The sequence below is a fragment of the Undibacterium sp. CCC3.4 genome, assembly GCF_034347425.1.
Classification (GTDB): domain Bacteria; phylum Pseudomonadota; class Gammaproteobacteria; order Burkholderiales; family Burkholderiaceae_D; genus Undibacterium.
Window position 1 is genome coordinate 624,207 of sequence record NZ_CP133779.1, and the last position, 23,573, is coordinate 647,779.

General features: G+C 55.7%; 25 protein-coding genes. 17 read left to right on the forward strand and 8 right to left on the reverse strand.

Annotation, left to right across the window (positions count from 1 at the left end):
* Positions 1-30: 30 nt before the first annotated feature.
* The 3 genes from RHM61_RS02975 to mpl are packed head-to-tail and all read right to left on the reverse strand — an operon-like array spanning position 31 to position 2,583.
* Complete coding sequence (locus RHM61_RS02975) at positions 31-648, reverse strand: chorismate--pyruvate lyase family protein (RefSeq protein WP_322249644.1); 618 nt, start codon at positions 646-648, stop codon at positions 31-33.
* A complete protein-coding gene (locus RHM61_RS02980; RefSeq protein ID WP_322249645.1) occupies positions 632-1,207 on the reverse strand; it encodes a YqiA/YcfP family alpha/beta fold hydrolase in 576 nt (191 codons plus the stop codon). The genes RHM61_RS02975 and RHM61_RS02980 overlap by 17 nt, the downstream gene beginning before the upstream one ends.
* Positions 1,204-2,583 carry a UDP-N-acetylmuramate:L-alanyl-gamma-D-glutamyl-meso-diaminopimelate ligase gene (mpl, locus tag RHM61_RS02985; RefSeq protein WP_322249646.1) on the reverse strand — a complete coding sequence of 460 codons (1,380 nt, stop codon included), beginning with the start codon at positions 2,581-2,583 and terminating at the stop codon, positions 1,204-1,206. The genes RHM61_RS02980 and mpl overlap by 4 nt, the downstream gene beginning before the upstream one ends.
* A gap of 107 nt (positions 2,584-2,690) precedes the next feature.
* On the opposite strand from mpl, the gene RHM61_RS02990 reads away from it, so the two are divergent.
* From RHM61_RS02990 to RHM61_RS03060, 15 genes are all read left to right on the forward strand, one after another.
* Positions 2,691-3,293, forward strand: coding sequence for a hypothetical protein (locus tag RHM61_RS02990; RefSeq protein WP_322249647.1), 603 nt, complete (start codon positions 2,691-2,693; stop codon positions 3,291-3,293).
* Positions 3,280-3,828, forward strand: coding sequence for a TlpA disulfide reductase family protein (locus RHM61_RS02995; protein ID WP_322249648.1), 549 nt, complete (start codon positions 3,280-3,282; stop codon positions 3,826-3,828). The genes RHM61_RS02990 and RHM61_RS02995 overlap by 14 nt, the downstream gene beginning before the upstream one ends.
* Before the next feature lie 71 nt (positions 3,829-3,899).
* Positions 3,900-4,337 (forward strand): type II 3-dehydroquinate dehydratase, encoded by a 438-nt coding sequence (gene aroQ / locus RHM61_RS03000; RefSeq protein WP_322249649.1) that lies wholly within the window; start codon positions 3,900-3,902, stop codon positions 4,335-4,337.
* A 145-nt stretch (positions 4,338-4,482) separates the two neighbouring features.
* The gene (accB, locus tag RHM61_RS03005) at positions 4,483-4,929 is read left to right on the forward strand and encodes an acetyl-CoA carboxylase biotin carboxyl carrier protein (RefSeq protein WP_322249650.1); all 447 of its coding nucleotides are present in this window, start codon (positions 4,483-4,485) and stop codon (positions 4,927-4,929) included.
* 66 nt (positions 4,930-4,995) lie between these two features.
* Positions 4,996-6,363, forward strand: coding sequence for an acetyl-CoA carboxylase biotin carboxylase subunit (gene accC, locus RHM61_RS03010; RefSeq protein WP_322249651.1), 1,368 nt, complete (start codon positions 4,996-4,998; stop codon positions 6,361-6,363).
* 83 nt (positions 6,364-6,446) lie between these two features.
* Complete coding sequence (gene prmA, locus RHM61_RS03015; protein WP_322249652.1) at positions 6,447-7,358, forward strand: 50S ribosomal protein L11 methyltransferase; 912 nt, start codon at positions 6,447-6,449, stop codon at positions 7,356-7,358.
* Positions 7,359-7,362: 4 nt separating this feature from the next.
* Entirely contained in the window at positions 7,363-8,430 is a 1,068-nt protein-coding gene (locus tag RHM61_RS03020; protein WP_322249653.1) for a DUF3426 domain-containing protein, read from the forward strand.
* A 163-nt stretch (positions 8,431-8,593) separates the two neighbouring features.
* Positions 8,594-9,535, forward strand: a complete 942-nt coding sequence (gene rbsK / locus RHM61_RS03025) for a ribokinase (protein ID WP_322249654.1) — start codon at positions 8,594-8,596, stop codon at positions 9,533-9,535.
* Between the two features lie 62 nt (positions 9,536-9,597).
* Positions 9,598-10,587, forward strand: coding sequence for a BMP family ABC transporter substrate-binding protein (locus tag RHM61_RS03030; protein WP_322249655.1), 990 nt, complete (start codon positions 9,598-9,600; stop codon positions 10,585-10,587).
* Positions 10,588-10,641: 54 nt separating this feature from the next.
* Positions 10,642-12,171 carry an ABC transporter ATP-binding protein gene (locus tag RHM61_RS03035; RefSeq protein ID WP_322249656.1) on the forward strand — a complete coding sequence of 510 codons (1,530 nt, stop codon included), beginning with the start codon at positions 10,642-10,644 and terminating at the stop codon, positions 12,169-12,171.
* A 53-nt stretch (positions 12,172-12,224) separates the two neighbouring features.
* On the forward strand, positions 12,225-13,319 hold the full coding sequence (locus RHM61_RS03040; protein ID WP_322249657.1) for an ABC transporter permease: 1,095 nt from the start codon (positions 12,225-12,227) through the stop codon (positions 13,317-13,319).
* Positions 13,316-14,287, forward strand: a complete 972-nt coding sequence (locus RHM61_RS03045; protein WP_322249658.1) for an ABC transporter permease — start codon at positions 13,316-13,318, stop codon at positions 14,285-14,287. Before RHM61_RS03040 ends, RHM61_RS03045 begins: the two co-directional genes overlap by 4 nt.
* A 102-nt stretch (positions 14,288-14,389) precedes the next feature.
* A complete protein-coding gene (locus RHM61_RS03050; RefSeq protein WP_322249659.1) occupies positions 14,390-15,382 on the forward strand; it encodes a nucleoside hydrolase in 993 nt (330 codons plus the stop codon).
* A 9-nt stretch (positions 15,383-15,391) separates the two neighbouring features.
* The gene (locus RHM61_RS03055; protein WP_322249660.1) at positions 15,392-16,234 is read left to right on the forward strand and encodes a 2OG-Fe(II) oxygenase family protein; all 843 of its coding nucleotides are present in this window, start codon (positions 15,392-15,394) and stop codon (positions 16,232-16,234) included.
* Entirely contained in the window at positions 16,231-16,629 is a 399-nt protein-coding gene (locus RHM61_RS03060) for a cytidine deaminase (RefSeq protein WP_322249661.1), read from the forward strand. Before RHM61_RS03055 ends, RHM61_RS03060 begins: the two co-directional genes overlap by 4 nt.
* Positions 16,630-16,950: 321 nt before the next feature.
* Here the strand turns inward: RHM61_RS03060 and RHM61_RS03065 are convergent, their stop codons facing one another.
* The 3 genes from RHM61_RS03065 to RHM61_RS03075 all read right to left on the reverse strand — a co-directional run bounded on the left by RHM61_RS03065 (position 16,951) and on the right by RHM61_RS03075 (position 19,706).
* Positions 16,951-17,286: a helix-turn-helix transcriptional regulator gene (locus tag RHM61_RS03065; RefSeq protein ID WP_322249662.1), complete on the reverse strand. Its 336-nt coding sequence runs from the start codon at positions 17,284-17,286 to the stop codon at positions 16,951-16,953.
* Positions 17,283-17,645, reverse strand: a complete 363-nt coding sequence (locus RHM61_RS03070) for a type II toxin-antitoxin system RelE/ParE family toxin (RefSeq protein WP_322249664.1) — start codon at positions 17,643-17,645, stop codon at positions 17,283-17,285. The genes RHM61_RS03065 and RHM61_RS03070 overlap by 4 nt, the downstream gene beginning before the upstream one ends.
* Before the next feature lie 363 nt (positions 17,646-18,008).
* Positions 18,009-19,706, reverse strand: coding sequence for an L-lactate permease (locus RHM61_RS03075; RefSeq protein WP_322249665.1), 1,698 nt, complete (start codon positions 19,704-19,706; stop codon positions 18,009-18,011).
* Between the two features lie 297 nt (positions 19,707-20,003).
* Here RHM61_RS03075 and RHM61_RS03080 point away from each other — a divergent pair, with 297 nt between their 5' ends.
* Positions 20,004-20,882: a dienelactone hydrolase family protein gene (locus tag RHM61_RS03080; protein WP_322249666.1), complete on the forward strand. Its 879-nt coding sequence runs from the start codon at positions 20,004-20,006 to the stop codon at positions 20,880-20,882.
* Positions 20,883-21,016: 134 nt separating this feature from the next.
* Positions 21,017-21,742 carry a ZIP family metal transporter gene (locus RHM61_RS03085; RefSeq protein WP_416200210.1) on the forward strand — a complete coding sequence of 242 codons (726 nt, stop codon included), beginning with the start codon at positions 21,017-21,019 and terminating at the stop codon, positions 21,740-21,742.
* A 43-nt stretch (positions 21,743-21,785) separates the two neighbouring features.
* Here RHM61_RS03085 and RHM61_RS03090 read toward each other — a convergent pair whose 3' ends face one another.
* Positions 21,786-22,634, reverse strand: coding sequence for a sulfurtransferase (locus tag RHM61_RS03090; protein WP_322249668.1), 849 nt, complete (start codon positions 22,632-22,634; stop codon positions 21,786-21,788).
* A 14-nt stretch (positions 22,635-22,648) separates the two neighbouring features.
* Positions 22,649-23,560 (reverse strand): DMT family transporter, encoded by a 912-nt coding sequence (locus RHM61_RS03095; RefSeq protein WP_322249669.1) that lies wholly within the window; start codon positions 23,558-23,560, stop codon positions 22,649-22,651.
* Positions 23,561-23,573: the final 13 nt, after the last annotated feature.

Here is a 23,573-nt window from a genome sequence, read left to right on the forward strand (position 1 = left end):
CCCATCAATTTCGCTCAGGAATGCTTACGATCAACGACGCAGCGTGGTTTGTTCCACAAAAGCACGCTTTTCGTACACAGCAGCAGGTAATTGTGCCAAGGCTGGCAAAAACACTTCGGTCACTAACAGCACCCCAGCTTTACGCCAAAACAAGGAGCGCCGCGCCGGCAAGCTGGTGGCACTTATTTCGGGCAAGATCTGTCTGAGCCGCTGCATCAGCGGGTGGCGCGGGTGCAAGCGGGCGAAGGACAAGGGCCCGCGGATCACCAGCGGGTCGTGAAACAAGGTGGTTCCCAGCGATTGCTCACCGAGCGCGGCAAACAAGGGCCATTGCGCAGCCGTCGCCGTAAGCGGCACCACGGTGTGCCCATAGATGATGGCCTGTGCATCGCAACGCAAGATCACTTCGCGTTCATGGGTTTGGCAGGCGCGCGGCAGGCCGAGTAAGCCGGCTTCATCAGGCAAGCAGCGGGCTTGCTGTTGCGACAAGCGTTGCACGCGAAATTGTTGGCAGCGTGCTTGCAGCCTGGCCGTCAGTGAGCCACGGTCGCTGAGCCACTGCTGCAAGGGACCGCGACCGACCACCGCCGCCGCATGCTCGTGCCAGCGCGCCGCGCTGGTGCTGACGCGCTCAAGCATGCGGGGCATCACAAAATGCCAGCACCTCGGCGAAATGCTCGGTCATTTCGGCAATGCCATGGTCGCTGCCGGGGATGATCAGGTGGCGCGCGCCGGCATAGTGCTGCACCATGTCGCGCCAATCGAGTACTTCGTCACCGGTGGCCGCGATGAGAAAGTAACGCTGCGGCTCACTGATGTGGGCCACGCTGAGCGCGCGCAGTTGTTCCATATATTCGGCCTTGAATTCAAATACCTCGTCGCTGTGGTAGCTGGTAGAGACCCCGACATAGCTTTCCAGATCGCGCGGCGGTTGCACGGCCGGATTGACTAGCACGGCGCGGCAGCCATACTTTTCTGCCAACCAGGTAGCATAAAAACCACCGAGCGAAGAACCGATGATGCTGATTTCTTCACTGGCGAAGCCGGCCATCAGTGCTTCGGCTTGGGCGATCGCTTGCGCTGGCGAAGCCGATAGAGCCGGGCAACAGAATTGAGCGGCGCGTCCGTGCTCCGTCATCCAAGCTTGTAGCGCACGCGCTTTGAATGATTGCGGCGAGGAACGAAAGCCATGCAGATAGAGGATCATGCCGCCGCCCGCGCCGCCAGCGCATCGAGAATTTTTTGATGGATGCCGCCGAAACCGCCATTACTCATGACCAATATCGTGTCGCCGGCAGCAGCGGCGGCGACGATGGCAGCGACCAAGGCATCAAGTTGCTCGAACACGAATGCCGCTGCGCCCAAGGGGGCCAGCACGCTGGCTAAATCCCAACCGAGCACATCCTTGCCGCTGGCGGCACCGAAACCGAATACCAAGTCGGCATGGCTCAAACTGGCTGCCAAAGCTTGCTTCATGGTACCCAGTTTCATGGTATTGGAGCGCGGCTCCAGCACGGCGAGTATACGCCCACTGCCGACTTTTCTGCGCAAACCGGCCAGAGTGGTGGCAATCGCGGTCGGGTGATGAGCAAAATCATCGATGAGCGTGACACCGGCCACCGTCCCACGTACTTCCATGCGTCGCTTCACATTCACAAATTGCCCCAAGGCAGAGATGGCGAGCGCCGGTGCGACCCCGACATGGCGCGCCGCGGCGATGGCCGCCAAGGCATTCTGGCGATTGTGTTCGCCCTGCAACTGCCAACTGACTTGGCCTTGGCATTCGTCAGCCAAATAGACATCGAAATTTTCGCCGTCTTGCAACTGCGCATGCCAGCCATGCGTGACGCCAAAACGCTCTTGCTCACTCCAGCAGCCACGTTCAATGACACGTTCGAGTGCCGTTTCGCGCCCATTGAGCACGACTCGACCGATGCCTGGGATGGTGCGCAGTAAATGGTGAAACTGGGTTTCTATGGCATGTAAATCGGGGAAAATATCGGCATGATCATATTCGAGATTATTCAATATCGCGGTTTTGGCATGGTAGTGGACGAATTTACTGCGCTTATCGAAAAAAGCGGTGTCATATTCATCGGCTTCAATGACGAAAAAATCGGAACCGGCCGGCCCATGCAGGCGCGCCGAAATGCCGAAATTGAGCGGCACGCCGCCGATCAAAAAGCCCGGCGCATAACCGGCAAATTCGAGTATCCAGGCCAACATGGCGGAGGTGGTGGTTTTGCCATGGGTACCGGCGACTGCCAGCACCCATTTGTCGCGTAATATGTGCTCACCGATCCATTGCGGTCCGGATACATACGGCAGGCCGCGGTTGAGAATTTCTTCCATCAGCGGGTTACCGCGTGAAATCACATTGCCAATCACATACAGATCGGGGGCCAAAGAAATTTGCTCAGCGGAAAACCCCTGAATTAATTGTATGTCTTGCGCTGCGAGCTGGGTACTCATGGGCGGATAGACATTGGCATCGCAGCCAGTAACGGTATGGCCGGCTTCTTTTGCCAAAACGGCAAGTCCCCCCATGAAAGTACCGCAAATACCTAGTATGTGAATATGCATAGCCCTGATGTTCCGATGACCTGAAGAGTCACTGTTATATAGAAACCAGCAATTCTACCTGAGTGCTGCGCCATGTCACTAAGCAGATCTTGAGTTATGATGCCGGCATGATGATTCACACTCCCAACGAAGCCGAGGCGCTGCGCGCTGAAATCGCGATGCTGGCGGCGCGCATGATCGCCGAAGACGGCGCCGACTATGCCAGCGCCAAGCGCAAGGCGGCCAAACAATTGCTTGGCAATCAAAAGATCAAGGGCGATTACTTGCCCGATAATACGCAGATTGAGCAAGAGGTGCGCGAATACCAAAGCGTATTCTTTGGCGACACCCAAGCCCAGCGTTTGTTACACTTACGGAAGTTGGCCTTGCGTTTGATGGAACAGTTTGCCCGTTTCCAGCCGTATTTGGTCGGCGCCGTACTCAACGGCACGGCGGGCAATCACTCTGATATTTATTTGCATTTATATACTGACAATAATAAAGACGTCGCCATCGACTTGTTGAACAAAAATATAGATTTCGAGGTCTCGGAAACTTTTACCAAACGCAATGACAGCGTGGAAACGCTGAGTTTCATGTTTGAAAATGAAGGCGTGCATCTGGTGCTGCATGATCACGATGCCCTGCGCCAAGGAAAAACTCAGGAACGCGCCAATTTGACCGCACTGACTACGCTGCTCGCGGCAGCAGAGGAACATGATGATAAATAAACGCTGGATTGCTGTCACCACCTTGGTCGCCCTACTCGGCGGCGGACTAGGCATTTACGCCGGGAATATAGCGGCGCAAGCGGAAACGCCGCAAGCTACTGCGGTACGCCAATTGCTGGCGAAAAGCTTACCCGACAGTGAGGGTAAGCCGCACAGCCTGAGCCAATGGAACAAGCATTTTTTGGTGGTCAATTTTTGGGCTACCTGGTGCACGCCCTGCGTACAAGAAATGCCGGAACTGTCGGCCTTACAAAAAGAGTTGCAAGGCACCAATAGCCAAATCATCGGGCTGGGTATCGATAGTCCGAGCAATATCGCCGAATTTACTAAAAAACACCCGGTCAGCTACCCGGTTTATGTGGCTGGCATCGATGGCAGTGAACTCTCGCGAGCGCTGGGGAATCAAGCCGGCGGCTTACCGTTTACCGTACTGATCAATGGCACAGGTAAAGTGGTGAAGACCTATCTCGGACGCCTGAAGATGGCGGAATTACGCGCCGACATCACCAAATTTTCTGCGGAAAAAGCCAAGTAAGTGGATTTTCCTTGCCAATTTGCCCGCATTAACGGCAAAATGCGGCCATCTTCGTCAAATTAGAATCGACTATGGCAAGCAAACTGCTGCTGCTCAACGGCCCCAATCTGAATTTGCTCGGTCAGCGAGAGCCGGCCACCTACGGTGCCGTCACACTGGCCGATATCGAAGCAGCCGCACAGGCGCAAGCGGCGCAGGCCGGCGCCAACTTGGTTTGCTTCCAGAGCAATCATGAAGGTGCATTGATTGATCGCATCCATGCTGCACGCGAGCAGCAGATCGATGTCATCATCATCAATCCGGGTGGGCTCACCCATACCAGCGTAGCCTTGCGCGATGCCTTGGCCGGGGTGGCGATCCCCTTCATTGAGGTGCATATTTCCAATGTTCATGCCCGCGAAAGTTTCCGCCATCATTCTTTCCTGTCTGCAATTGCCAAGGGCGTGATTTGCGGCTTCGGCAGCGATGGCTACCGCATGGCACTGGATTTTTCCTTAAAAAACCTCTAAATTCGGCTATCATCTGCCAATTCCGTATAATCATCATTTATTTTGATGTATAATCCAAGTTTGGGCGGCATTGCAAGAATGGTGAATTCGTTCTATATTGCGCGCTTCCTATCACTCAGTACTACTTTTTTTAAGGGGATTCCACATGGATTTAAGAAAACTCAAGACCCTGATCGATCTCGTTGCAGAATCGGATATCGCCGAACTTGAAGTAACCGAAGGTGAAGGTAAAGTTCGCATCGTTAAATCTTCCACATTACCCCAGAATCAAGTCGTCATGATGCAGCAACAGCCTCATGCGCAAGCCGCACCAGCCCCCGCCGCCGTACCGGCCGCCGTGGTTCCGGCTGTTCCTGAAGGCCATATTGTCAAGTCACCTATGGTCGGCACCTTCTACCGTTCCGCTTCACCAGGCTCCCCTCCGTTTGCCGAAATCGGCAAACACATTGCCAAGGGCGACACCCTTTGCATCATTGAAGCAATGAAATTATTGAATGAAATCGAAAGCGATTTCGATGGCGCGATCAAGCAAATCTTGGTTGAAAACGGTCAGCCTGTTGAATACGGCCAACCATTGTTCATCATTGGCTAATCCAGGCTAGCGTGCTTAACATCTGAGCACCAAGAGCTGCAACTATTGCCACAGCAAAGTCCAATCATGTTTGAAAAAATTCTTATCGCCAATCGTGGTGAAATCGCGCTGCGTATCCAGCGCGCTTGCCGCGAAATGGGTATCAAAACCGTGGTCGTGCATTCCGAAGCGGACCGCGAAGCCAAGTACGTCAAACTCGCCGATGAATCGGTGTGTATTGGCCCTGCACCATCGAACCTCAGCTATCTGAGTATGCCCGCCATTATCAGCGCCGCTGAAGTCACCGATGCGCAGGCGATTCATCCTGGCTATGGTTTCTTGTCGGAAAACGCTGACTTCGCCGAACGCGTCGAACAATCGGGCTTTGTGTTCATCGGCCCGCGCGCCGAATCGATACGCTTGATGGGCGATAAAGTATCGGCCAAGCATGCAATGATCGCCGCCGGCGTACCTTGCGTACCCGGCTCCGAAGGCGCTTTGCCCGATGATCCGAAAGTGATCGTGCAAACCGCCCGCAAAGTTGGCTATCCAGTCATCATCAAAGCCGCCGGTGGCGGTGGTGGGCGCGGCATGCGCGTGGTACATACCGAAGCCGCCTTGATCAATGCCGTTGCCATGACCAAGGCCGAAGCCGGCGCCGCTTTCGGCAATCCGGAAGTGTATATGGAAAAGTTTCTGGAAAATCCGCGTCATGTGGAAATTCAGATTCTGGCCGATCAGCATGGCAATGCCATCTGGCTCGGTGAGCGCGATTGCTCGATGCAAAGACGGCACCAAAAAGTCATCGAAGAAGCACCGGCACCGGGCATCCCACGCAAATTGATCGAAAAAGTTGGCGACCGCTGTGCCGCGGCCTGTCGGAAAATCGGCTACCGTGGTGCCGGCACCTTTGAGTTTTTGTATGAAGGCGGCGAATTCTATTTCATCGAGATGAATACGCGGGTTCAGGTTGAACATCCGGTCACGGAAATGATCACCGGCGTTGATATCGTGCAAGAACAAATTCGCATCGCTTTCAATGAGAAATTGCGCTTCAAGCAAAGTGACATCACGATTCGTGGTCACTCGATAGAATGCCGCATCAATGCGGAAGATCCGTTCAAGTTCACGCCTTCGCCAGGTCGCATCACCTCGTGGCATACGCCGGGCGGCCCTGGTATTCGCGTCGATTCGCATGCCTATGCCGGTTACTACGTGCCGCCGAATTATGATTCCATGATAGGCAAAGTGATTTCCTACGGCGAAACGCGGGATCAGGCGATTCGTCGCATGCAGATCGCGCTGTCGGAAATGGTGGTCGAAGGCATACAAACCAATATCCCTTTGCATCGCGAATTGATGATCGATGCCCGCTTTATCGAAGGCGGTACGAATATTCATTACCTCGAGCATAAGCTGGCCGATATGCCGGATCTGGCCAAAAAAACCAAGTAATTAAATAAATAATTAATTAATACATCGACAACAAGGCCCGGGCGCAGTATGACGCACTCGGGCCGGCACGAAAGAAGCAAATTATGGCCTGGATAGAAATTGTCATCGAAGTTGCCCGTTCCCATGCGGAAAGTCTGTCGGATGCCCTGATGGACGCCGGTGCCTTGTCGGTGTCGGTGGAAGATGCGGACGAAGGTACGGAAGATGAAAAGCCCTTGTTCGGTGAACCGGGCATGGAACCCGAAGAAGCCGCCTGGGATCGCAGCCGCGTGGTAGCACTGGCCGATGTCGACAGCGATGCCGCCGCCCTGCTGGCCAGCGCCGCAGCGGCCATCGGTTTGGCACCGGCTCCGGCTTTCTTGACACGCGCCGTGGCAGAGCAAGACTGGGTACGTTTGACGCAATCACAATTTGCGCCCATCCATATCGGCAAAAATATTTGGGTAGTACCGAGCTGGCATGATGCGCCGGAACCGAGCGCATTGATACTCGAACTCGATCCGGGCTTGGCCTTTGGCACCGGCAGTCACCCGACTACCAAATTGTGCATGGAATGGTTGGAAGCGCATGCGCCGAAAAATCTGACGGTACTCGACTACGGTTGTGGTTCCGGTATTCTCGCCATGGTGGCCGACAAACTCGGTGCCGCTAAGGTGTATGGCGTGGACATCGATCCGCAGGCGATTGAATCGGCGCAGTTCAATGCCGAGCGCAATCACTGCGCGATCGATTTTGCCTTACCGGCAGCATTCGGCAGCGCCCACCCGACCGGCGAAAAGTTCGACGTCGTCGTCGCCAATATTCTCTCGAGTCCGCTCAAGGTGATGGCACCGATGCTGGCTGGCCGCGTGGCCGCTGGTGGCGCGCTGATACTCTCCGGCGTGCTGGCGCGTCAAGCCGAAGAAGTGGCGGCTGCGTATGCACCGTTCATTACATTGACTGTCTGGGCAGAGCACGAAGGCTGGGTCGCTCTCTCGGGTAAATTGGCCGACTGAAACCATGGCTCTGGCGACCCGTTGCCCGCACTGTAATACGGCGTTCAAGGTCGCTAACGACCAATTGAAGCTGCACGCCGGCTTGGTGCGCTGCGGTTCGTGTCGGCAGACTTTCAATGGCGTCGAGCATCTGATTGCCCTCGACAGTGCTGGCGCTGCTGAGCCGGTTCCTGTTGCTGAGCCGGTTCTTGCCACACCTATTACTCCCCTTATTCCTGTTGCTCCGCTTATTCCTGACGCTGCAATCACGCCAGTCGTGCCAAGTAACATGCTGGACTTCGACTTGGGCGACGAAGTCGCGCTCGACGCCACGAGTCAGGCCGATGAGCTGCTCGAGACAATTGAGCCACTTGATTCGCTTGATTCGCTTGATTCGCTTGATTCGCTTGATTCGCTTGAGCCGCCGGCAATGACCTGGCCAAGCCCGCTGGTGATCTCGGAAGCCGAAAGCACACACGAACCGTATCTCGACGATGGCCTGCTTGACGAACAAATCTCGGCCGCCGAACTCGACGAGGACGAGGAATTGGCTGAGGACGACCAAGATAAGCCCGATTTCGTGCGGCAAGCCGAACGCGCGCAACGGCGTTCACGTCTGTTACGTCTGCTTGGTATCGTGTCTTGCCTGCTGTTGCTGCCGCTCTTACTGGCGCAACTACTCTACCTCACGCGCGTGCCGCTGGCCGCCAACTTCCCCGAACTGCGTACTCCTTTGCTGCAAGTCTGCCAGTTATTACAGTGCCAACTGCCGTGGCCAGCGCAAATAGAACAACTGAGCATAGAATCGAATGAATTGCAGTCGATTACCCCGGAAGGCCGAGTCTTCTCACTCTCCATGCAACTGCAAAACCACGCCAGTACTGTGCAAGCTTGGCCGGTGGTGGAATTGGTGCTCAATGATGAGAAAGACCGCGCGGTCTTGCAAAAAGCATTTATGCCGAGCGACTACTTAAGCGAGCGCGCCTTGCTCGAAAAAGGTTTTGTCGGCGGCTCGGAACAGAATTTTAAAATCTACTTTTCTTTACCCAAACTCAAAGCAGCCGGCTATCACGTCAGTATTTTTTATCCCTGACGCCGTGGGTGTCAGCGCACTGCTCGGCCAGCCCGACGTTTCGAATCACCCACAAAACCGCGCGAATACAAGAATGGGCTTGACTGCCGGTTAAGCCCATAGTTAAATACGAAATCGATTGCGCAAACGATTGCGCAGCACTTTTTACAGCGGAAACTGCATTATGAAGCCAAGCATTACAGTAGTCGGCAGCGTCAATATGGACTTGGTGTTCCGCACGCCGCGTATGCCGGCCATCGGAGAAACCCTGCAAGGCCGCGAGTTCCACCAAATACCGGGGGGCAAAGGTGCCAACCAAGCCGTCGCCGCTGCACGTCAAGGCGCGCAGGTACAGTTTATCGGTGCCGTCGGGGCCGATGGCTTCGGTGAGTTTTCGCGCCACTGTCTGGCGGCCGAAGGCATAGACCTGACCCATCTGACCACCGTCGATGGCATCGCCACCGGCGTGGCTGGTATTTTAGTCGCCGATGATGGTAACAACAGTATCGTCATCGCTGCCGGTGCCAACGCCACTCTCAGTGTGACGCAGGTCGAGCATGGCCGTGCCGCGATCAGCGCTGCCAATTTATTGATCTGCCAATTGGAAACGCCGCTGCCCAGCGTCACGCGCGCCATCGAAATCGCCCACGCCGCCGGCGTGCCGGTGATACTCAATCCGGCACCGGCACAAGCCTTGAACGGCGCTTTGCTCAAACAAGTCGATTATTTAATACTCAATGAAACCGAAGCCACGCAATTAAGCGGCGTCGCCGTCTGCTCGGCCGAGAGTGCCGCAGCGGCAGCGCAAGCGCTCTTGCAAATGGGCGCAGGCTGTGTGATTCTGACCATGGGTGGCGATGGCACTGTGCTCAGCGAACTCAACGGCACCCGCTTCCTCGCTGCCATTACCGTCGATGTAGTCGATACCACTGCCGCAGGCGACACCTTTGTCGGTGCGTTTGCGGTAGGACTGGCCAGTGGCTTGACTGTATTTGACGCCTGCACACAGGCGCAATACGCGGCCGCCTTGACGGTCACCCAATTGGGTGCGCAAACTTCGATTCCGCAACAGCAAGCGGTGGTGGAATTTATGACTCAGCGCAGTAAGCTGCTCAGCTCCATCTAGCAGACTGGCGTATGGATGTCGCTGCAAGCGATTCACTCACGATCTTTGAACCGGGAACTTTCATGAAACTCAAGCAAATTTGTCTGTCCGTATTGCTCGCTGCCGGCACTGCTCAGGCCGCCGATCCCAAGCTGGCGGTGATTTACGATGCCGGTGGCAAGTTCGACAAATCCTTCAATCAATCGGCCTCCGAAGGTGCGGAGCGTTTCAAGAAAGAAACCAAGATCAATTACTTGGAAATTCAGGTAGCCAGCGATACGCAGGCGGAACAAGTCTTGCGCAATCTGGCGCGCAAACATGTCGATCTGATTGCGGCGATCGGTTTTGCTCAGGCACAGGCGGTACAGAATGTCGCCAAAGAATTCCCGAATACGAAATTCCTGGTCATCGATGGCGTCGCCAAGGGTGACAATGTCAGCTCGGTGTTGTTCAAGGAACAGGAAGGTTCGTATTTGGTCGGTGTGGCTGCTGCTGCTGCCAGTAAAAGCAAAAAACTCGGTTTCATCGGCGGCATGGATATTCCACTGATCCGCAATTTCGCCTGTGGCTATGCGCAGGGCATCAAGGCCAGCGACAGTAAGATTGAGATCGTACAAAATATGGTCGGTACCACACCATCGGCGTGGAATGATCCGGCCAAAGGCGGCGAACTGGCACGCGCGCAGATCGATCGCGGCGTCGATGTGATTTTCGCCGCCGCCGGCGGCAGCGGTATGGGGGCCTTGCAAGCGATTAAAGAAAAAGGCAAGCTTGGCATCGGCGTCGATTCGAATCAGAATTACCTGCATCCTGGCAATATGCTGACTTCCATGGTGAAACGCGTCGACATCGTCATCTACGATAATTTCATGGCCATGAAAAATGGTAACTGGAGCGCGGGCCTGAGTAACAAGGGTCTGAAAGAAGGCAGTATCGATTGGGCGCTGGATAAAGACAATCGCAGCGTCGTCAGTGCCGAAGTGGAAAAACGGGTCAATGCGGCCAAGCAGGATATTATCAGCGGCAAGGTGAAAGTCATCGATTTCCGCGATGCCAACAAGTGCCCGGTCTGACACCGCAGCCACCCTTCGCCACGTCTTATTTCGAAAACTAAACCGCCCCAACGTATGCAGCCAGCCGTAGAATTTCAGCACATTTCCAAGCGCTACGGCGCGGTGCAGGCGAATCGCGAGGTCAGCTTTGCCATCGCGCCCGGCTCGATTCACGGCGTGATCGGTGAAAATGGTGCCGGCAAATCGACACTCATGAGTATCCTGTACGGCTATACGCGTGCCGACAGTGGACAAATTCTGATCAATGGGGTGGCGCAGCCGATTCCCACCAGCCAAGCAGCGATACGGCTGGGCATAGGCATGGTACATCAGCACTTCATGCTGGTCGACAATATGACCGTGCTCGACAATGTCATGCTCGGCAGCGAGGGTGGCCTGCGCTTGGCACCGCAACGCAAGGTGGTCGAAGCGCGGCTGCGCGAAATTTGCCAACACTACGCGCTTGAGGTCGATCCGCTGGCGAAGATTGAAGATTTATCGGTCGGGGTACAGCAACGGGTAGAAATTCTCAAGCAAATTTACCGCAGTGCACAGATTCTGATTCTCGATGAACCGACGGCGGTGCTGACGGTGCAAGAAACCGCTTCGCTGTTCGCGGTTCTGCGTTTGTTCAAGGAGCAGGGCAAGACCATCGTTCTGATCACCCATAAGTTACAAGAAATCATCGACATCACCGACCAAGTCACCGTCATGCGTGCCGGCGCAGTGGTCGACACGCTGGCCACGGCGCACACCAGCAAGGAACAATTGGCCGAACTGATAGTTGGGCGGCCGATACAAACGCATTTGCCACGGCAAGCCTATGCGCCCGGTGCCACGGTACTCGAGGTGCGTGATTTGTCGCTGTACAATTCGCAGAGCGTGCAAGTATTGAAGAACTTGAATTTTGATTTGCGCGCCGGAGAAATTCTGGCGATCGCCGGCGTATCCGGCAATGGCCAGAGCGAATTGCTGGAAGTATTGAGCGGTATGCGCTTGCCTGGCAGTGGCAGCCTGCGCCTGCAAGATCAAGTTTTGCCGTATGCCGGACGGCGCGATGCCGATGGCTTGCCGGCGCTGTACCGCGCACGCGGGATTGCCCATGTGCCGGAAGATCGTCTGCGTGACGCCGTGGTGAAAAATTTTTCCGTCTTGATGAACAGCTTTCTCGGCTATCAAGCCAAATTGGCCGGACGTTTCGGCTGGCTCGATCTGCCGGCTTTGCAACAACACTGCCGCCGCTTGATCAGCGAATTCGACGTCCGGCCGGCTGACCCAGATTTACGCATCGCCTTGCTCTCAGGCGGGAATCAGCAAAAGCTGGTGATGGCGCGCGAAATCGCCGCCGCGCCGGTGCTCATGCTGGTAGGTCAACCGACGCGCGGCGTCGATATCGGCACCATCGAGAGTCTGCATGCACGCTTGCTGGCCATGCGTGATGCCGGCTGTGCGATTTTGCTGGTGTCGGTGGAACTCGAAGAAGTTCGCGCCTTGGCCGATCGTATCTTGGTCATGTCGGGCGGCAGCATTACCGGCGAATTGCCGGTGCAAGAATTCGATGCCACACGCATCGGCTTGTTGATGGGCGGCTTGCATAAGCATTGATGCCGACCCACTGAACTCATTTTTATGACGCGACCTTAACCAAGTAATCAACGATGAATCAAGCCGATCTACCCCGTTGGGCCAGCGCTTTTGTGCTGCCACTGCTCAATCTGCTCTCGGCCATGCTGGTGGCCGCAGGTGTCATCTGGCTGCTCGGTGAAAGCCCGCTCGAATCGCTGCAGATTCTGGTCGATGCGGCCTTGCTCAACCCGGAAGGTCTCGGTTACACCTTGTTTTATGCCGCCACCTTTATTTTTACCGGTCTGTCGGTGTCGGTGGCCATGCAAGCGGGCTTGTTCAACATCGGCAGCGAAGGCCAGATGTATATCGGCGGCCTCGGTCTGACTCTGGTGATCCTGGCGCTCGACGCGTATTTGCCGGCCGTGCTGCTGATTCCGCTGGCGCTGCTCGGCAGTGCCGCGTTTGGTGCGGCCTGGGCTTTTTTGCCCGGCTATTTGCAAGCCAAGCGCGGCAGTCATGTGGTGGTCACGACCATCATGTTCAATTTTATTGCCGCTTGCTTGATGAATTATTTGATCGTCAGTTTCTTGATTCCCGACGGGCAGCAAAATACCGCCAGCCGTATGTTCGCCGCCAGCGCATGGCTACCCAAGCTCAATACGCTGCTGCCAGTGCTCGGTGAAACCCCGCTCAACATCAGTTTTATTCTGGCCCTGTTGGCGCTGGCTGTGTACGGTCTGGCGGTATGGCGTAGCAGTTGGGGTTATCAATTGCGTGCCGCCGGACTCAATGCCCACGCCGCGCACTATGCCGGCATCTCACTCTCGCGCACGGTCATCACGGCGATGCTGATTTCGGGTGCCTTGGCCGGCTTGGCCGCGGTGAATTCAGTGATGGGCTCGACCCATTATCTCAATCTCAATTTCCCGGCCGGGGCCGGTTTCATCGGCATCGCCATTGCCCTCATGGGGCGGCAACGTCCACTCGGCATCCTGCTGTCATCGATACTGTTCGGTGCACTGATACAGGGTGGCTTTGATTTATCGCTGGAAAAACCGGCGATTCCGCCGGAAACCTTTATTTTCATTCAGGGTTTGATCATCCTGTTTTGCGGCGCGATGGAAAATCTGTATGCCCCGCTGCTGTCGCGCTTGCTGTCGGCTGCTACTTCGTCCAAGGAACCATGATGTTCGATGACTTTCAATTTTCCAGCATTTTGGTGGCAACCATCCGCAATGCCCCGGTGCTGATGTTCGCGGCCATGGCCGGCCTGTTCGCCGAACGCAGCGGCGTGGTCGATCTGGCTTTGGAGGGCAAGATGTTGGCCGCGGCCTTCGTCTCAGCGGCGGTAGCCTATGTCACGCAGAATCCTTGGCTGGGCATACTTGCCGGTGTCGCCGCCTCGGTGGCGGTGGCGCTGTTGCAGGGTTTTGTCAGTATCACGCAAAAGGGTAATCAACTCGTCGCCGGTATCGCCCTCAATATCGCGCTCAGTGGCCTGAGCTTCGTGCTGGCACAATTCTTTTTCATGCAAGGTGGGCGCACCCCTGATCTCGGCAATGCCCGCCTGTTCGATCTGACGCTGCCCGGCTCAGATGCCGTGGCCGCCATTCCCGGCCTGGCTTGGTTGTATACCAAGCTCATCGGTGGCCATAATATTTTGGTGTATCTGGCCTTTGCCCTGGTGCCGCTGGTGCACTGGGTGCTGTATCACAGCCGCTTTGGTCTGCGTCTGCGCGCCGTCGGTGAAAACCCACATGCGGCCGACGCCGCCGGCATCCATGTCGAACGCACGCGCTATCTGGCCATGCTGTGTGCCGGTGTACTGTGTGCATTTTCGGGCGCTTACTTATCTATTGTGCAAAGCGGTTTTTTCCTGCGCGATATGTCAGCCGGAAATGGCTACCTGGCGCTGACAGCCTTGGTGTTCGGGAATTGGCGGCCACTGTACACTGCGCTGGGCTGCTTGATGTTCGGCTTTTTCGCGGCGCTGCAGGTACAGATCGAAGGGGTGATCTTCCCCGGCATCGGAAAAATTCCCGGTTCCTTGATACAAATGATTCCGTATTTGGTAACGGTAATCGTGCTGGCCGGGTTCATGGCGAAATCGATAGCACCAAAAGCCATCGGCGTGCCGTTTGTGAAGTCACGCTGAACTGCACATCTTTGTTGTTCGTGGCCTCCTTGAACCGGGCCTGAAAAATGAAGCATCCGGGTTCTGTTGAATGGCCGGAGCTTTCTCGTTTGGAGCACACTCATGCAAGCAAAACACAAAGTCATTTTTGATACTGATCCGGGCGTCGACGATGCCATGGCCTTATACTTTGCCTTGGCCCATCCCGATATCGAGGTGGTCGGTATCACGACGACCTTCGGCAATGTACATGTTGAACAAGCGACCATCAATGCCCTGTATCTGACCCGCATCGCCGGACGCACGATTCCGGTCGCGCAAGGCGTCGCGATTCCCTTCGCCAAAGCTGCCGGCAGCCCGCCTGATTTCATACACGGGGCCGATGGCCTCGGCAATTTACCACAACGGATAGACGTCGGCGGTACGGCAGAAGCGCACAGCGCGGCCGAATTCATTGTCGCCATGGCGCGTCAATATCCGGGGGAAATCAGCTTGGTGGCGGTCGGCCCGCTTGGCAATCTCGGGCTGGCACTGAAACTGGAGCCACGTCTGCCGCAATTGCTCAAGCAAGTCGTGTTGATGGCCGGTACGGTCGATGAACCGGGCAATGTTTCGCCGGTCGCGGAAGCGAATGTCTGGAACGATCCCGATGCTGCTGATCTGGTATTTACGGCCGGTTGGGATTTAACTATGGTCGGCCTCGACGTCACCCACCGCGTGGTCTTGCCAGCGAGTTTTTTCGCCGCGCTGGCGAAACAGCATAATCATATCGCCATGGATACGCTCGCTCACGCCGTCAATTTTTACGCCAGTTTTTACCAGAGTATCCGTCCCGACCTCGGCCACGCTTGCTATGGTCATGATGTTTTGGCCTTCGTTTGGCTGGTCGCGCCGGAAATGTTCGGCACTGCCTCAGGCCGCGTGCGCGTCGCCACAGCAGGCATAGGCAATGGCCAAACCATGCTGGCGAAATTGCCGATTCCGTATCCGCAAGCCGGTTGGGAAGCGGACAAAGCCGAAACCCGCGTCTGCATGACGGTCGATGCCGCAGCCTGTGCGCGACTGATTGACCGCACGCTGGCAGCCGACTGGCTGCGCGCGCCGCTATCCGCCTGAGGAGTTGACATGTTTATTGTTCCGGTAGATTACCGCGACCCCGATGCCGCCAAAAAATTCACCGAAAGCCTGCACCAAACCGGCTTCGGCGTACTGACCAATCACCCCTTGTCGAGCAGCCTGCTCGAAACGATTTATCGCGAATGGTATGATTTTTTTCAGTCGGATGCGAAACTGAACTATCCCTTCGATGCAGAAAAAATGGATGGCTATTTTTCACCGCAGGTGTCGGAAACCGCCAAGGGTTATACCAAGCGCGACCTCAAAGAGTTTTACCATATCTACCCATGGGGCCGGCTGCCGGCCGAAGTATCCAACGCCGCGCGCGAGTATTACCAAGCCGGCTCGACTCTGGCTGCCGAACTGCTGCAATGGGTGGAACAGCATAGCCCGGCCGAGATCAAGGCCAAGTATTCGATGCCTTTGTCGGACATGATCAGCGACAGCGAGCTCACCCTGCTGCGCGTCTTGCACTACCCGCCGCTGCGTGGCGATGAAGACGCCGATGCCGTGCGCGCCGCGGCCCATGGCGATATCAATCTGCTGACCGTGCTGCCGGCGGCGACCCAAGCCGGCTTGCAAGTGCTCGGCAAGGATCAAGCCTGGCATGATGTGCCGTGCGACTTCGGTATGCTGATCGTGAATATCGGCGATATGCTCGACGAAGCCTCGCAGGGTTACTACCCGTCGACCATCCATCGCGTGCTCAATCCCAGCGGTGCGGCAGCGACGCAGTCGCGCATTTCGCTGCCCTTGTTTTTGCATCCGCGACCGGACGTGGTGCTGTCGGAACGGCATACTTCGGGCAGTTATTTACAAGAGCGTTTGCGCGAACTGGGAGTAAAAAAATGACCGACAATGAGTTGTTGCAGGCAGCGCACAGCGCACGCTTACATGCCTATGCACCGTATTCGAAGTTCTTGGTCGGTGCCGCCGTGCTGAGCAAAGACGGCCGCGTCTTCCATGGTTGCAATGTCGAGAATGCCTCTTACGGTTTGTGCAATTGCGCTGAACGCACGGCTTTGTTTGCCGCCGTCGCAGCCGGCTGCCGGCCCGGCGATTTTGCCGCCATCGCGGTCACCGGTGATACCGACGGCCCGATCGCACCGTGCGGGGCCTGCCGTCAGGTAATGTTGGAACTCGGCGGCCCGACGCTCAAGGTCTTGCTCACTAATTGCAAGGGCAATGTACGCAGCACCACGGCTGGTGCGCAGTTGCCGGATGCGTTTTATTTGACGCCGAATTGACATCCTCCCCGCCCTAAAGAGGCTGTCGCAAAAGGGTATTGAGTCGGTGTCATTATCCCAACTGGTGGCCACGTCCTTCCTGCGCGCTTTTAGCAGGAACCCAGCGGCGTTCGTGCTTAACTGAAAATGCCAGATATGATCGTGTTTTCAGCGCTGAAAACGACACTGGGTTCCCGCCAAAAGCATGCGGGAATGACGAGGTTGCAGCATGCGGAAATGACGAGGTAGGCGGTGTTTCAGATGTAAAAAGATTCCATCAGGCTTTTGCGACAGCCTCTGAAGGCCGGGGTTTCAAACCCTAGTCAGATTTTTGATCAAATATTAAGCCATTGCCAGCAATAAATGCCCAATTTCAGCCTTGGCAGGCCTGACTTTGATTTCAATATCATAGCCCAGCCGCGTCAAGCAATCCATCAGCTTGCGCTCGGACAGATTGCTGAAGTCGCCGCGCATCATGTCAGACACTTTAGGTTGGGTGATACCCATTCTTTTGGCCGCATCTTTTTGAGTCAGACCAAGGTTTTTCATGGCTTTCCTGATTTCAATCAGCAAGCCAGTTTTGATCTTGAGCTTGTCTGCATCAGGCAGGCCAAGGTCAGCAAACACGTTGTCAGAACCACGATGCACTGCAACGCCATCTGTCAATTGACTTTTCATTTTCTCAACTCCTTTATATACGCTTCGGCAATTTTCAGCCGCGCGTGGATAATGTCCATGTCTTCCTTCGGCGTGCTGATCCCGCTTTTACTTTTCTTTTGAAAACAATGCAGAACAAACACGGTCTGCGCAAACTTGACAGTGTAGACGGCGCGGTAGGTGCCGCCCACATCGTGGGCTATCACTTCAAGCACGCCGGTACCACCAAAACCCTTGAGCACTTTAGCGGCTTCATGCCGATCACCTGCTTGGGCCAGCGACAAAGCAAAGCCGAAAAATTGCCTTACATCATCAGGTAAAGCCAGCAGATCTTTATAACTGCTCCCTATCCATTGCAAGGGTTTTTCATTAGTAAACATAGTTGAATATATATGAAAAGGTATACAAAGACAATCAACAAAACGGTTCCATAAAAAATTTTAGCGAAATTCACCACACGATCAATGACATTTCTAAAGCGAAGTCACTTTCTCATTGAGCTTGCCGCATGAAGCCTGCGCTAGGGAAGCGCAGATTTAATCCAAGCGGTTTGTCCGTCGCCACTGAGGCGCACTGCTGCGTTGCCTTTCACTGTCAATAGCTCGCTATTGACAGTGAAAGGCGCCTTGCATTGCATCCTCATTGGCAACGGACAATTCCACAGCGATTAAATCTGCGCTTCCCTAGATGCAAAAAAGCCTGGCCGTTTCGCAACGGCCAGGCTTTTTTCTCTCAAGCAAGTATCAATGCACCAGCGCCGTAAACGGTGGCACATAGGCCAGCAAGAACACGAACAAGCCGACCAGCACGGCCAAGGCTAAACTGTGAAAGAACACGAAGCGCAGAATACTGTCTTCATGGCCATACCAACGCGTGGCGGTACTGGCCACGACGATGCTTTGGGCATCGACCATCTTACCCATCACGCCACCGGCACTGTTGGCCGACGCCATCAGGATAGGGTTGAGGCCCAACTGCTCGGCCGTGGTTTTTTGCAAACCGCCGAAGAGCACATTGGCGGCCGTATCCGAACCCGTCAGTGCCACGCCCATCCAACCGAGTAAGGTGCCGAAGATAGGATAGAGCATGCCGGTATGGGCAAACACGATACCGAGCGTGGCATCGGTGCCGGAGTAACGGGTCAGATAACCGAGCGCCAGCATGAGGACGATAGTCAGCAGCGAGTAACGAACCAGCCAAATCGTGCGGAAATAGATTTTGACCAAATCGACGAGTCGGTACTTCATCAACCAGCCGCTCAGAATACCAGCGATGAAAATACCGCTGCCGGTGGCCGAGAGCCAGTTCAACACATACACGGCCGGTTCGGCATGTGGGCTGACAACCACCGGTGCCACCTTCTGTACCAAATTATGCAAACCCGTTACCGGCAACTTGAGGATGGACAGATGATCAGCCCAAACTTTGAATTGCGGTATGCCCCAGATAAACACCAGCACCGTCAACACGACCCACGGCATCCACGCCAACACCAGTGCGCGGCCATCATGTTTTTGAAACAATGCGGCGGCAACATCGGCTTCATGGCCGTGTGGTTTTTCGCTCTCGAGATCAGGCACGCCGGAATCCGTTTCATGCCCTTTGAGCGAAGTCGAAGTCCAGATTTTTTTCGGTTTCCACACCTTCAAGAACAAAATCAAGCTGATCATGGAAATCAGGGCCGCCACCACATCGACCAACCATGGGCCATGGAAATTCGAGACCAAGTACTGCGGAATCGAAAAACTCAAACCAGCGACCAGAATAGCCGGCCAAATCTGCAGCATGCCGCGCCAACCGGCAAAGGCCCAGATCAACCAAAATGGCACGATGAGCGAGAATAAAGGAAGAATGCGACCTATCATGCCCGACAATTCCATCAAGTCGAGTCCGGTCACGGCTGCCAGAGCGATCACTGGGGTGCCCAGTGCGCCATAGGCGACCGGTGCAGTATTGGCGATCAGACATAAGCCCGACGCCGCCAGCGGTGAAAATCCAAGACCGATCATGATGGCCGCCGTTACCGCTACCGGTGTGCCGAAGCCCGCTGCGCCTTCAAAGAAAGCGCCGAAACAAAAGGCGATCAACAGCAACTGAATCCGTCTATCTTCGGTAATCCCGGTCAAACTGTCTTGCAAGACTGTAAAGGAACCGTTTTCTATCGTCAGTTGGTGCAAGAAAATGATGTTGAGAACAATCCAACCGATCGGCAGCAAACCGTAAGCCGCGCCATAACCGGCGGCACTCCAGGCCAAGCCGGCCGGCATGCCGAAACCGAGTATCGCCACCAGCAAGGCGCTGGCCAAGCCCAGGCCAGCCGCGTAGTGGGCTTTCATATGTCCAAATGCTATACAGCCTAGCATCACCACCACCGGTATCGCGGCCATTAAGGCCGACAACCAAATATTCCCCAAGGGGTCGTACACCTGACTCCACACCATCTTGTCTCCTTCTCGTTTTTAAAATCGCCGGCAAATATGCATGTCTATTTCGCACAAGCTTTGCTATCGGCTGATATTACGATAGGAACTGCAGCTATCTGTTGTGTTGTCAGATGAAATGATTTTCAGCTATCGTTGAATAATATCGTCACCACGGTCACAACAGCTTTACGCTGCGGTTAACAATCGTGCGCGCTGAGCGTGACTACATGGCGTGCAGGCAGCGCCATTTCCAGCTAAGATTCAGTGGGCAACACCCGTTGCGCCCCGCATTTTGCCAACCCAGATGGAGTAAGCATGCCGCTACACCCCGACTTCAACAGCCTGACCGGTCATACCGACGAAGCTAGCCCGATGAATCGACGTAATTTCATTCAAACTGCAGTCGGGGTCGGCTTTGCCGCCGCGACCTTGCCAATCAGCGCGCAAACCATGATCCACACCGATAGCGTCGGTTTGCTGGCCGGACGGGTCGAGCTCAGCATCAACGGTCAAACCGTGCCGGTCTATCGCGCCCAGCCTGAAGGCAAGAGCAATTTGCCGGTCATCTTAGTGATTTCAGAAATTTTCGGCGTCCATGAACATATCGCCGACGTCGCCCGTCGCTACGCCAAACTCGGCTATCTGGCGCTGGCCCCGGAATTATTGATACGCCAAGGCGACGCCGGCAGTTATGCCGGTATCGCCGAATTAATGAAAGAAGTGGTATCGAAAGTGCCCGATGCCCAAGTCATGCAAGATCTCGATGCGGTACTGGTCTGGGCCGGGCAGCATGGCGGCGACTTGGAACGGGTTGGTATCAATGGCTTTTGTTGGGGTGGCCGCATCACTTGGCTGTATGCCGCACACAATCCGCGCATCAAGGCCGGGGTGGCGTGGTATGGCCGTCTCAGCGGCCCGGTCAACGAACTCTCGCCGCAACATCCTATCGATATCGCGGCGAGCTTGCGCAGCCCGGTACTGGGCTTGTACGGCGGCAAAGACAGCGGTATTTCCTTAGACAGCGTGCGGCAAATGGAAAGCGCCTTGACCAAGGGTCACAGTGGCTCAGAATTTCATGTGTATGAACAGGCCGGCCACGCCTTCCATGCCGATTACCGCCCTGGTTACAGTGCGCCCGAAGCCATCGATGGCTGGCAACGCAGCTTGACTTGGTTGCGCCAGCACGGCGTCTGAGAGAGAAAACATCACGCCGGATTTGCACAAATCGCGGCGTTATGTTTTAATTTGCAACTTGGTTGCAAATACTCTGAGGTGCAAAAATTCACTCCACTCTGCTTTCTATCCTGATCACCACCGCCTTGGCCGGCGTGATCAGCATTTCCGCTGCGGCGATTTTCTCGTTTTCACTGTTGACTAAAATGGTAGAACGCATGGTCAGCCTGTCGGTCGGCATCATGCTTTCGACCTCGCTCTTGCATGCCTTGCCCGAGGCATTTGAATCGCACGCTGATCCGCATACTCTGTTTGCCTGTCTGTTGGCGGGCTTAATGGCGTTTTTCTTACTCGAAAAATTCGCCATCCTGCGCCACTCGCATCATCATGAGGGCGACGGCCATCAGCACGAACACGGCCATGATGCCCACGCCGCCGGCAAAGCCGGTTGGATGATTTTGGTTGGCGATGGCATGCATAACTTTACCGATGGCATCCTGATCGCGGCAGCCTTTCTGGCCAATCCGGAACTCGGTTTCGTTACCGCCTTCGCCATCATCGCCCACGAAATTCCAACCGAAATCGGTGATTTCATCGTGTTGCTCAATGCCGGCTTCAGCCGTTTGCGCGCCTACATGTACAACCTGGCCTGCAGCATGATGGGCGTGCTTGGCGGCGTACTCGGGTATTTCACGCTGGCCCATGCCAGCGAGATGATTCCGTATGTGCTGGTGTTTGCCTCGTCGGGCTTCATCTATATCGCCGTCAGCGATCTGATGCCGCAAATGCAGCGCCGCGCCACCCTGCGCGAAACCATCCCGCAAATTATACTCATCGGTGTCGGCATCGCCTTGGTGGTGCTGGTGACAGGTCACCACTGAGTACAAACCCATGGCCGCATCAGTGCTGCGGCCATGGGTTTCACTACACGGTACGCGCCACCGGACGCGCCGGGTCGGCACACCATTCGCTCCAAGAACCCGGATACAGGGCGGCACCGGGCAAGCCGGCAACTTCCAGCGCCAACAAATTATGGCAAGCCGTCACGCCGGAACCACATTGCATGATGGCGGCGCGACCAGCCAACAGCGCATCCCATTCCTGCCGCAATTGCGGTGCCGGTTTAAAACGACCGTCGCTCTGCAGATTGTCTTTAAAAAATCGATTCTGCGCACCGGGAATATGGCCGCCGACCGGGTCCATGGTTTCATTCTCGCCGCGGTAACGGTCGGGCGCGCGCGCATCTACCAACACGCGTGCAGCACTGTCGATATTGGCCAGTACGGCAGCGGCATCGACTTGCGTAGTAGTGGCCGTTTGCAATTCGATGTTGCCGCGACGCGGTGCTGGCAGCGCTGCGGTCAAGGGCAAGCCTTGCGCCACCCAAGCCGGCACACCGCCATCGAGCACGGCCACGCCGGCATGCCCAACCCAGCGCAACATCCACCATAAGCGCGCGGCAAACATACCGCCATGCGCATCATAGGCGACGACTTGGCTGTCTGGGTGAATGCCGAAACCGCGCAAGGTCTCGATAAAGGCTAACTTATCGGGCAAAGGATGGCGACCGCGAAAAACGCCGTCCGGGCCGATTTTTTCTGCTGACAAGCAAACGTCAAGGTCGACAAATTGTGCGTGCGGCAAATGGCCGCCGGCGTAAGCGCGCGCGCCGGCACCGAGGTCGAGTAAATCGTGGCGACAATCGAGCAACACTAACTGCGCACTGTCTATGTGCGCCGCCAATTCGGCGGCACTGATAAGCGTGGTGTACATGATGGACGGGTCCTTTAGCTGACGGGAGAAGCTGCCGCGGAGGCGGCCGCAATGCGACTATTATAGAACGTCGCCGCCAATCCGCTCAAGACGATCACGGCAATGCCGAGCCAGCTCAAGGGTGCCAAGCTATCATGCCAAAGCAAGACATCCCAGACGCTGGAAAAGACAATGCCGGCATATTGCAAATTGGCAGTCAACAAAGTGTTGCCTAAACGATAGGCACGCGTCATGGCGATTTGCGCGCTCGTGGCCGTTAAGCCTATCAGTACCAGCAAACCCACCCCGTGCAGATCGATGCTGCGCCAGTGCGTCAGCAGTGATGCCTGCTGTGTCGGCATCAGCACGCTGCCAACTAAGCCGGCCATGGCGCAAGTGAGCGAGAAATAAAACACCACACGGTATTCCGGCTCACCGCGCAAGCCCATTTCTCGCACTTGCAAATACGCCAAAGCGGCCAGCATGCCGGAAAATAAAGCCAGTACGCCACCGAACAATTGATCGGCATGGATGCTGGGGCGCAGCAGCAGCACGACCCCGCCGAAACCGCACAGTATCGCCGCGATCAAGCGCGGATCGAAGCCACGCTCGCGTCGCCGCCAAGCCAAAACCAATAAAATCGCAGCGATCCAGATCGGTGACATGTAATTGAGTGTGACCGCCATTGCCAGTGGCAATTGCGAAATCGCGTAAAACCACAGCCACAATGCCGCCACCCCCACCGCACCGCGCCACAGATGATGCGCCGCCATGCTGGTGCGCAGCGTGCCGCCGTGCCAGCGTATCCACAGCCCTAGTGTCAGCATGCCGATGATGCCGCGGCAGGCAACGATTTCCGCCACCGAAAAATGGGCAGACGCCAGTTTGACACCGACCCCCATGATGGAAAATAAGAAACTCGCGACCAACATCCAGAGCGATTGCATGGGAAACTATGAC

Bases quoted from the DNA above. Each gene is read 5' to 3' on its own strand.
- RHM61_RS02975 (WP_322249644.1), bottom strand. From the start codon at position 648: ATGCCCCGCATGCTTGAGCGCGTCAGCACCAGCGCGGCGCGCTGGCAC.
- RHM61_RS02980 (WP_322249645.1), bottom strand. From the start codon at position 1,207: ATGATCCTCTATCTGCATGGCTTTCGTTCCTCGCCGCAATCATTCAAA.
- mpl (WP_322249646.1), bottom strand. From the start codon at position 2,583: ATGCATATTCACATACTAGGTATTTGCGGTACTTTCATGGGGGGACTT.
- RHM61_RS02990 (WP_322249647.1), top strand. From the start codon at position 2,691: ATGATGATTCACACTCCCAACGAAGCCGAGGCGCTGCGCGCTGAAATC.
- RHM61_RS02995 (WP_322249648.1), top strand. From the start codon at position 3,280: ATGATGATAAATAAACGCTGGATTGCTGTCACCACCTTGGTCGCCCTA.
- aroQ (WP_322249649.1), top strand. From the start codon at position 3,900: ATGGCAAGCAAACTGCTGCTGCTCAACGGCCCCAATCTGAATTTGCTC.
- accB (WP_322249650.1), top strand. From the start codon at position 4,483: ATGGATTTAAGAAAACTCAAGACCCTGATCGATCTCGTTGCAGAATCG.
- accC (WP_322249651.1), top strand. From the start codon at position 4,996: ATGTTTGAAAAAATTCTTATCGCCAATCGTGGTGAAATCGCGCTGCGT.
- prmA (WP_322249652.1), top strand. From the start codon at position 6,447: ATGGCCTGGATAGAAATTGTCATCGAAGTTGCCCGTTCCCATGCGGAA.
- RHM61_RS03020 (WP_322249653.1), top strand. From the start codon at position 7,363: ATGGCTCTGGCGACCCGTTGCCCGCACTGTAATACGGCGTTCAAGGTC.
- rbsK (WP_322249654.1), top strand. From the start codon at position 8,594: ATGAAGCCAAGCATTACAGTAGTCGGCAGCGTCAATATGGACTTGGTG.
- RHM61_RS03030 (WP_322249655.1), top strand. From the start codon at position 9,598: ATGAAACTCAAGCAAATTTGTCTGTCCGTATTGCTCGCTGCCGGCACT.
- RHM61_RS03035 (WP_322249656.1), top strand. From the start codon at position 10,642: ATGCAGCCAGCCGTAGAATTTCAGCACATTTCCAAGCGCTACGGCGCG.
- RHM61_RS03040 (WP_322249657.1), top strand. From the start codon at position 12,225: ATGAATCAAGCCGATCTACCCCGTTGGGCCAGCGCTTTTGTGCTGCCA.
- RHM61_RS03045 (WP_322249658.1), top strand. From the start codon at position 13,316: ATGATGTTCGATGACTTTCAATTTTCCAGCATTTTGGTGGCAACCATC.
- RHM61_RS03050 (WP_322249659.1), top strand. From the start codon at position 14,390: ATGCAAGCAAAACACAAAGTCATTTTTGATACTGATCCGGGCGTCGAC.
- RHM61_RS03055 (WP_322249660.1), top strand. From the start codon at position 15,392: ATGTTTATTGTTCCGGTAGATTACCGCGACCCCGATGCCGCCAAAAAA.
- RHM61_RS03060 (WP_322249661.1), top strand. From the start codon at position 16,231: ATGACCGACAATGAGTTGTTGCAGGCAGCGCACAGCGCACGCTTACAT.
- RHM61_RS03065 (WP_322249662.1), bottom strand. From the start codon at position 17,286: ATGAAAAGTCAATTGACAGATGGCGTTGCAGTGCATCGTGGTTCTGAC.
- RHM61_RS03070 (WP_322249664.1), bottom strand. From the start codon at position 17,645: ATGTTTACTAATGAAAAACCCTTGCAATGGATAGGGAGCAGTTATAAA.
- RHM61_RS03075 (WP_322249665.1), bottom strand. From the start codon at position 19,706: ATGGTGTGGAGTCAGGTGTACGACCCCTTGGGGAATATTTGGTTGTCG.
- RHM61_RS03080 (WP_322249666.1), top strand. From the start codon at position 20,004: ATGCCGCTACACCCCGACTTCAACAGCCTGACCGGTCATACCGACGAA.
- RHM61_RS03090 (WP_322249668.1), bottom strand. From the start codon at position 22,634: ATGTACACCACGCTTATCAGTGCCGCCGAATTGGCGGCGCACATAGAC.
- RHM61_RS03095 (WP_322249669.1), bottom strand. From the start codon at position 23,560: ATGCAATCGCTCTGGATGTTGGTCGCGAGTTTCTTATTTTCCATCATG.